Origin of the sequence: Poinsettia branch-inducing phytoplasma str. JR1 (assembly GCF_000309465.1) — a bacterium.
In the GTDB taxonomy this organism is placed as follows: domain Bacteria; phylum Bacillota_I; class Bacilli_A; order Acholeplasmatales; family Acholeplasmataceae; genus Phytoplasma; species Phytoplasma pruni.
In genome coordinates, this window is sequence record NZ_AKIK01000049.1 from 1 (window position 1) to 7,306 (window position 7,306).

Sequence of the window (7,306 nt, forward strand, 5' to 3'; positions counted from 1 at the left end):
ATTATATTTAAAAAAATTTATTGATAATTTCTATTTAAAACTGTTTCAATAATCAACATTAATTTTTATTTTTTAATAATTTTTTATTTGATGATGTTGATAGATATTTCTTTTGATATAAAAAGCATGATTTATTAGCATAAATATTATTTTATGTATAAAAAATTGATTTTATAAAAAAAGAGATTAATTCTTCAAAGGTGATTTTTTATTTTCAATAAATACAATTTTAAGGTTTGCACGATAAAAAAAGAGTAAAATTTTTTTGTTTCTTTTTCCGTTTGTTTCTTTTGACATCATTTTTACTATTAATTTTTTCTTTAGGAATTTGAACAAATAATTCCCAAACAGTAGAACAAATTTTTAAAATATATTCTCCTCCATATTTTCCATATTATGAAATGTATTAAAATTTATGGAAAAAGATTGTTGAAAAAAAATCTGATTGGGAAAAAATCAGTCTAACTCAACTCAATATATGTTAAAGACTAAAGATAAACAAGAAATTATTCATATACCTAAAATTTTCAATAAAGGACAAATTTCTGCACAATAAGAATTTGCGGATATTTTAAAAGAACATCAAAATAAAAACCCAAATAGGTTAATGCCTATGTATGTCTACATGCGAGCTGCAAAAAAATAGCTATATAAAAAAACAAAAATCACGCGTCAATATATATATGAAATAACTTTTAAAGGAAGGTATTGTTTTAAAATTGACTGAAATAAAAACAGAAAATGAAGAAGTTTTAGAAAAAGTTAATGATGAATAAACCACATAATGGAAACAATAGATGGTTCTATCGTTTCTGAAAATAATTTTATTAAACTTTAATATAATGATGAAAAAAACAAAGACCAAGGTGCTAAAGGGATTATACAAATTGATAATGATTTTCAAGAAGAATATATTTTTGATAAAGTGCAAATAAGTAAAAAAATATTCCATAAAGACAAATCAGAAATTCAAGCTCTATTTCATTTCAATTATTAACAAGAAATAGAAAAAATTCGCAATTCCGCTACTGACAAACAATTTTCACAAGATGAAATTTGTCTTAAATTGCAAGAATCGTTTAAACAATTTATTCAAAATCCCCCTCATTACTTAAAATAAATTTTTACCCCATATTGAAACAAATATTTATAAAAAAATAAAAATTTTAATCACAAATATAAAAGGAGAAAAAAATGGCTGTTAAAAAAAATGTTGAAACAGAAAAAGAGAAAAAAACATCATCTGTTAAAAAAGAAGAGGTTAAAAAAATAAAAAAAGTACCTGTTAAAAAAGTGGCGCCTGCAGAAAATAACGAAAAAACAACATATCAAAATTGGCTTAAATTATTATTTATTAATTTAGTAGTTACTCCCTTAGTTTTCCTAATGATGGTTTTTTTAACTAATGAAATTTTAAACATTTTAGTTTCTTTTACAAGTATTCTGAAACCACCCCTGCTTTTTTAATTTCTTTTTCGTCTCTTTTTAACGATTTATTATTAAAAACCATGAATTATGACGAAGGTTTTCGTTCTGCTGATTTATATATATATTTTATTTTGCCGATGGATTTTTATCATTTATATGATTTTTGTTATCACAAATAACGTTAGATTTGTATTACGTATTTCTAAAAAAGAAAAATTACCTCAATTAACTAAATAAAAAAAACTAACTTTCTCAAGTTAGTTTTTTTTATGATATATAATTCATTATTTGACAATATCCCACAATAAAATCAATTATAGGATCTAAATAAATTAATCGATTGTTTATCATTTTAATTCTAAATATTGTTTTTCCGGTTGTTTAATAGTTTTTTTAGGAATCACTAGTTTTAATATTCCTTCTTGTAAAGTTCCTTCCATTTCTTTTAAATCGAAATTTTTATCTAAATAGAAACTACGTTTAAAAACACCTTTAAATCTTTCTTTTCTAATGAAATTAGGCTCTTTTTCTTCTTTTTCATGAGAATTATTGGCTTCAATAGTTAAGTAACCATTTTCTAAAGCGACTTTGACGTCTTCTTTTTTAAAGCCCGGCACTTCAACACTAATAATATATTGTTTATCGTGTTCTTGAATATCGGTTTTCATAATATTGTTTGTTTTAACAAAAGGGTTTAATTTGTTGATATCTTCAAAAAAATTTTCAAATAAATCTTGATTTGGATTAATTAAATTAAATAACATGAATTGCACACTCCTTTTTTATTATTTTTTATATAAAGAAAAAATTAAAAAAAACTTTCAGAAGAAACTTAAAACATTTTTTATCTTTTATTTCAAGTTCACTTTTATTTTATCAAAAAAAATTAGCACTGTCAAGAGGTGAGTGCTATTTTTTTAAAAAGATTTATTTTGTTAATAAGGACTTTTTTATGGTGTAAAAATATAGTTGATGATATGTAAAAGATACAAAATACTATTTATATTCCTAATTTTTCTTGTTGTTGGATTAAAAGTTCTTCTCCTTTATGGGTTAAATGTAATTCTTCGCCTTCTAATTGAACATAACCTTCTTGAAATGATTTTTTTAAACATTTTTGATAAAAAGAAGAAGACCATTTTAAGGATTGTTGGGTTTGAACAATATTTTCTTTTTTTTCGTGGTTTCGTATATGAATCAATAAGTTAATCATCCCAAAATATTTTTTTTGTTTATTCTTTTGGATTAATTTGGTTATTGCTCCATTTTTGGTTTCAAAAATAAAGACTAATAAAAAAATTAATAACATCGCTGAAGAAATAGCGCCTGATAAAGTCATATTCAACCAAATACCTGCACTATAACCTACAAAAACCCCTAGAAAAGAGAAAAACATAGAAAATAAAACACTACTAAATAAATTTTTAGTAATTAATAAAGCGGTAGCTGCAGGTGCGATAAAAAAGGAAATCATTAGTATAGAACCCGAAATTTCAAAGGCGGCTACGGATGTTGCGGAGACTAAAGTGATTAAAATATAATTGATTAAAGTAGGATAAAAACCTAGAGAAATAGCTAAATTTTTATCAAAAAGAGATAATTTTAATTCTTTATAAAAGACTAGGAAAAAGAATAAATTTAGTAAAAAAAAAGGTAAAATAATTTTAATTTTGCTGCTATTGATGAATTCTAAACTACCAGTAAACACGGCGTCAATATCTAAATGAGCATTACGAATATAAACAGTTATGATAAAGACCGCTAAAGCGAATAAAAAAGCAAAAGTTATTCCAATAGCGGCATCTTCGTTAACTTTGCTATGTTGAGAGAGGATATCACTCAAATAAGATGTAAAAACACCTATTAACGTAGCTCCTATGATTAAATAAGGAGAATTAAGATCCCGCACTATTAAAAAAGTTAAGACAATACCTAATAAAACGCTGTGACTAATAGCATCAATTACCATCGACATTCTTTTTAAAATTAAAAAAACACCTAAAATAGAGGCTGCCATAGCTGTTAAAACTGCGATAAAAAAACTATTAAAATCAAAATTATTGCTAAATTCGGAAAAATTATTAATCATGAAATTCCCTTTTCATTAACTTTTCTACTAATTGTTGCCCTTTTGCAGTTAAAGTAATTTTTTTTTGATTATAAGTGAGGTATTTTTGTTCCAAAAACGAAGTTTCTAGGGGATAATTTTCATGTTCTATTTGTTGATCTTTTTGGTTATAGATATGAATCAAAAATTTATATTTTTTAATTTTTTTTTGATATTGGTTACTTTGTAAATGTTTTTTTAAAATACCATGTTTAGGGGCCAAATATAAAGAAATAAAAACAAATAAAGATAAAAAGATTGTAATAATCGGACCAGTAGGAACATGTGGCCAGCCTATATCAATAACGCTGAAAATAGTGCCTAAAAAACCAGCTATTAAGGAAAAAAGAGAGGCTAAAAAAATATTTATTTTGAATTTATCACTCCATTGTCGGGCAGATATTGCAGGAGCAATGATAAAAGCACTCATTAAAACAATTCCAGCAATCCTTAAACCAATAATAACAATAATTATGGTTAAAACATTAATGATTTTTTTCATTATTTTAACATTAACTCCAACACTTTGAGAAAAGGAAGGGTCAAAAATAAATATTTTTAATTCTTTTTTAAACGCAAAAATAATGGTTAAAACTAAAAGAGCAATTATAAACACCGTATATAACTCTTTTTTAGACATAGAAGCTATTTGCCCAAGGGTTAATTTTTCTAATTGAGCGATAGAAGGATTGGCGTTTTTTTGTTGTATAATAGATAAAAGCGTCTGTCCTAAACCAAAAAAAGCCGATAGAATTAAAGCCAAAATAGCGTCATATTGGATGGGTGAATTTTTTTTAATCATTTCTATTAAAGATAAAGCTATTATAGAGATGATAAAAGCTCCTATGATTAAAACTAATATGCCGGGTTGTTTGACAGAATCATCGCCCATAATTAAACCATGTAAAAAATAAGCTAATACGATTCCCGGTAGAGAAACATGGGACAAAACATCCCCTACTAAAGCTTTTTTATTTAAAACCACAAAAACGCCTAAAATAGCCGCAGCTAAACCTAAAAAAGCGATACCAATTAATTGATAACTAATATCATTTATTAAACGACAAATTTCCATCATTTATCAGACTCCTCTTTAGAATTATTGGAAAATTTTTTAAAAAAATCAAATTGATAAGTTTTTTTAAGGTTTTCTGGAGTAAAAACCTCTTTAACTGGTCCACTATTGATTTTTTTCACATTTAACAAAGTGACATAATCAAAATAGTGTGGAACCGTATTTAAATCATGATGAACCACTAATACTGTTTTTCCTTGGTTTTTCAACTCTTTTAAAACTAACATAATGGCTTTTTCTGTTTTAGAATCGACCCCTTGAAATGGTTCATCCATTAAATAAAAGTCTCCTTGTTGAGCTAAAGCTCTGGCTAAAAAAACTCTTTGTTGTTGGCCGCCAGAAAGTTCGGAAATTTGGCGATCTTTTAAATTTAGCATTTCTACTTTTTTTAAAGCTTCTAAAGCGATTTGTTTATCTTTTTTTTTCGGTCTTTTAAACCAACCTAAAGAGCCATATCTACCCATTAAAACAACTTCAAAAATGTTAATAGGGAAATTCCAATCCACAGTATTTCTTTGTGGAACATAAGCTATTTTTTTATAAATTTTTTGATATTTTTGGTTATTAAATAAAATTTCTCCTGATACTTTAGGAATTAAATTTAAAATAGCTTTTAATAAAGTTGATTTTCCTGCTCCATTAGGTCCGATAATAGCCATTATAGAACCTGGGAAGATATCTAAATCAATATCCCATAAAACCGGTTTTAAATGATAAGCCACCGTTAAATCTTTAATAGTAATAGCTCTTTTTTTATTCATTTATTTAGTTCCTTTGTAATTATTTCGATATTATGTAAAAATGTTTGTAAATAATCTAAATTAGCGTTTAAAGAGTCGGAAAATAAACCGTTTTCACCTTCACACATTTTAATATGATAACCGTCTTTTTCTACCATTTCTTTTAAACTTTGTAATGTGTTGTTTGTCATTGAACTTTCAGTAAAAATAGCTTTTATTTGTTTATCTTTAATGTTTTGAGCTATTCTTCTAATGTCACCAATACTAGCTTCTGTTTGAGTAGAAGTGCCTTGGATAGCTTCTATTTCTAAGCTAGCTACTTTTCCAAAATAAGAAAAAGCATCATGAGAAGTGACTAAATATCTTTTGTTTTCGGGTATATTTTGCAATTCTTTGATGGCTTTGTTTATTTCCTTTATGACTGTATTTTTATAATTTGTGAAATTGTTATTTAAAATGCTTTTAGCTTTTGTTTTTGTTTCGCCGTCTGTTTTTTCAGTTTTATCAATTAAGTTTTTTATTTTTTCTTTTAATAATTCTCCGGCTTCCATCCATAATTCGTAATTAAACCATATATGCGGGTCATCTACACCATCATGTTGTATTATGGGGTTATTTGACTTTTCTTTCAATTTTTCTCCAACATTAAATAATTTATTTGGCTTTTCTTCAGAAATTAATAATTGAAAAGCTTTTTCCATGTTAGCTTCTAAATGGAGTCCATTTATCACTATTAAATCACTTTGTAAAATAATCCAACGATGGTTAGGGAGAGGTTTATAATTATGAGGATCAACGCCTACTCCCATCATAGGTTTTTTTAATTCTAATAAATTATCGATCAATTGGTTATTTTTTGACTTTTTATTAGGAATGTTGTTGTCGTTAAAGTCATCATATAAAATATGTTGTGTTAAATCGTATAACATATTAGTTGTGGTCACGATGGTTTTTTTATTATTTTGGTTGATTTTTTGTTTATTTTGTTGTTGTATAAAATAAACAGAAGACAAACAAACTAAAACAATTAAAATTGTTGAAATAACGAATACATGAATTTTTTTCATTTTTTTTCCTTTTAGTATTTTAAAACAGTTTTATGCGGGAAATGTGAATTATTTTGAATTTAATAGCCTTTTTTGATCTATAAGGGAGGGTTGATATATAATATATCCATAGTATTGCTTTAATGTTCAAAAGATAAAAACAATTATCGCATCAAAAAAAGCAACATTCATACAATTTATATTTATCCCCTTTATAGATTAAAAAAGGATATTTTCTATTTTTTTATATATATCAGATTCGGAAATTCAATTTTTGAATAAAAAATGTGGGTATTTGTAAGAAAAGATAGTATTATTGATATAAAAACGGAAATAAATTTATAACTTTGTGGTGTATTTACCATATGTTAGACTATATCTTAATAAAATGGATTGTTAATTTGTGGTTAGAAAAGGTAATTGTTTTAAAAGATCTTTTTCCAGTTTTAAAAATTTTTTTAATAGCTAATAAATAAGCCTATGATGCTTTAATAGATGTTTTTTCGATAAATTAATCTAATAATGTGATTAGAAAAAAATCGATTTTGTTGGAACTTAATGATAGTTAATGATTAATTATCTCTAAAAAAAGGATTATATTGTTAATAATGAGATTTATTTTAAATATTTATACTTTTTTGAAATTACTACATTTTTATTATACTCTTTTTTTTGTTTTTAAAAACATTTTTTTCAACAAAAAAGAGATATTTAGCAACATTTTCTCTTGGTTAAAAGATTATTTCATCTTGATGAATTAACCTATAATAAAGTTTTTTCAAGCTTTAAAGATATTAAACCAAAAAACTTCTATTTCACCTCTTAAAAAACTATTATCTTCTTTTACGCCTTAAACACTAATATATCAACTTCCATCATATAAAAAAAAATTAAAAAAAGTAAATTAAAA

At 25.0% G+C, this 7,306-nt stretch carries 6 protein-coding genes; 1 reads left to right on the forward strand and 5 read right to left on the reverse strand.

Going from position 1 to position 7,306, the window contains the following annotated elements; translation table 11 throughout:
• Positions 1-1,194 precede the first annotated feature (1,194 nt).
• On the forward strand, positions 1,195-1,467 hold the full coding sequence (locus tag ON17_RS01365; protein WP_017191702.1) for a hypothetical protein: 273 nt from the start codon (positions 1,195-1,197) through the stop codon (positions 1,465-1,467).
• A gap of 308 nt (positions 1,468-1,775) precedes the next feature.
• Here ON17_RS01365 and ON17_RS01370 read toward each other — a convergent pair whose 3' ends face one another.
• The 5 genes from ON17_RS01370 to ON17_RS01390 all read right to left on the reverse strand — a co-directional run bounded on the left by ON17_RS01370 (position 1,776) and on the right by ON17_RS01390 (position 6,417).
• Positions 1,776-2,192 carry an Hsp20/alpha crystallin family protein gene (locus ON17_RS01370; RefSeq protein ID WP_017191703.1) on the reverse strand — a complete coding sequence of 139 codons (417 nt, stop codon included), beginning with the start codon at positions 2,190-2,192 and terminating at the stop codon, positions 1,776-1,778.
• 236 nt (positions 2,193-2,428) lie between these two features.
• The gene (locus ON17_RS01375) at positions 2,429-3,517 is read right to left on the reverse strand and encodes a metal ABC transporter permease (RefSeq protein ID WP_017191704.1); all 1,089 of its coding nucleotides are present in this window, start codon (positions 3,515-3,517) and stop codon (positions 2,429-2,431) included.
• Positions 3,510-4,610, reverse strand: coding sequence for a metal ABC transporter permease (locus ON17_RS01380; RefSeq protein WP_261974247.1), 1,101 nt, complete (start codon positions 4,608-4,610; stop codon positions 3,510-3,512). Before ON17_RS01380 ends, ON17_RS01375 begins: the two co-directional genes overlap by 8 nt.
• The gene (locus ON17_RS01385) at positions 4,610-5,371 is read right to left on the reverse strand and encodes a metal ABC transporter ATP-binding protein (RefSeq protein ID WP_017191706.1); all 762 of its coding nucleotides are present in this window, start codon (positions 5,369-5,371) and stop codon (positions 4,610-4,612) included. Before ON17_RS01385 ends, ON17_RS01380 begins: the two co-directional genes overlap by 1 nt.
• Positions 5,368-6,417 (reverse strand): metal ABC transporter solute-binding protein, Zn/Mn family, encoded by a 1,050-nt coding sequence (locus ON17_RS01390; protein ID WP_017191707.1) that lies wholly within the window; start codon positions 6,415-6,417, stop codon positions 5,368-5,370. The genes ON17_RS01385 and ON17_RS01390 overlap by 4 nt, the downstream gene beginning before the upstream one ends.
• Positions 6,418-7,306 lie beyond the last annotated feature (889 nt).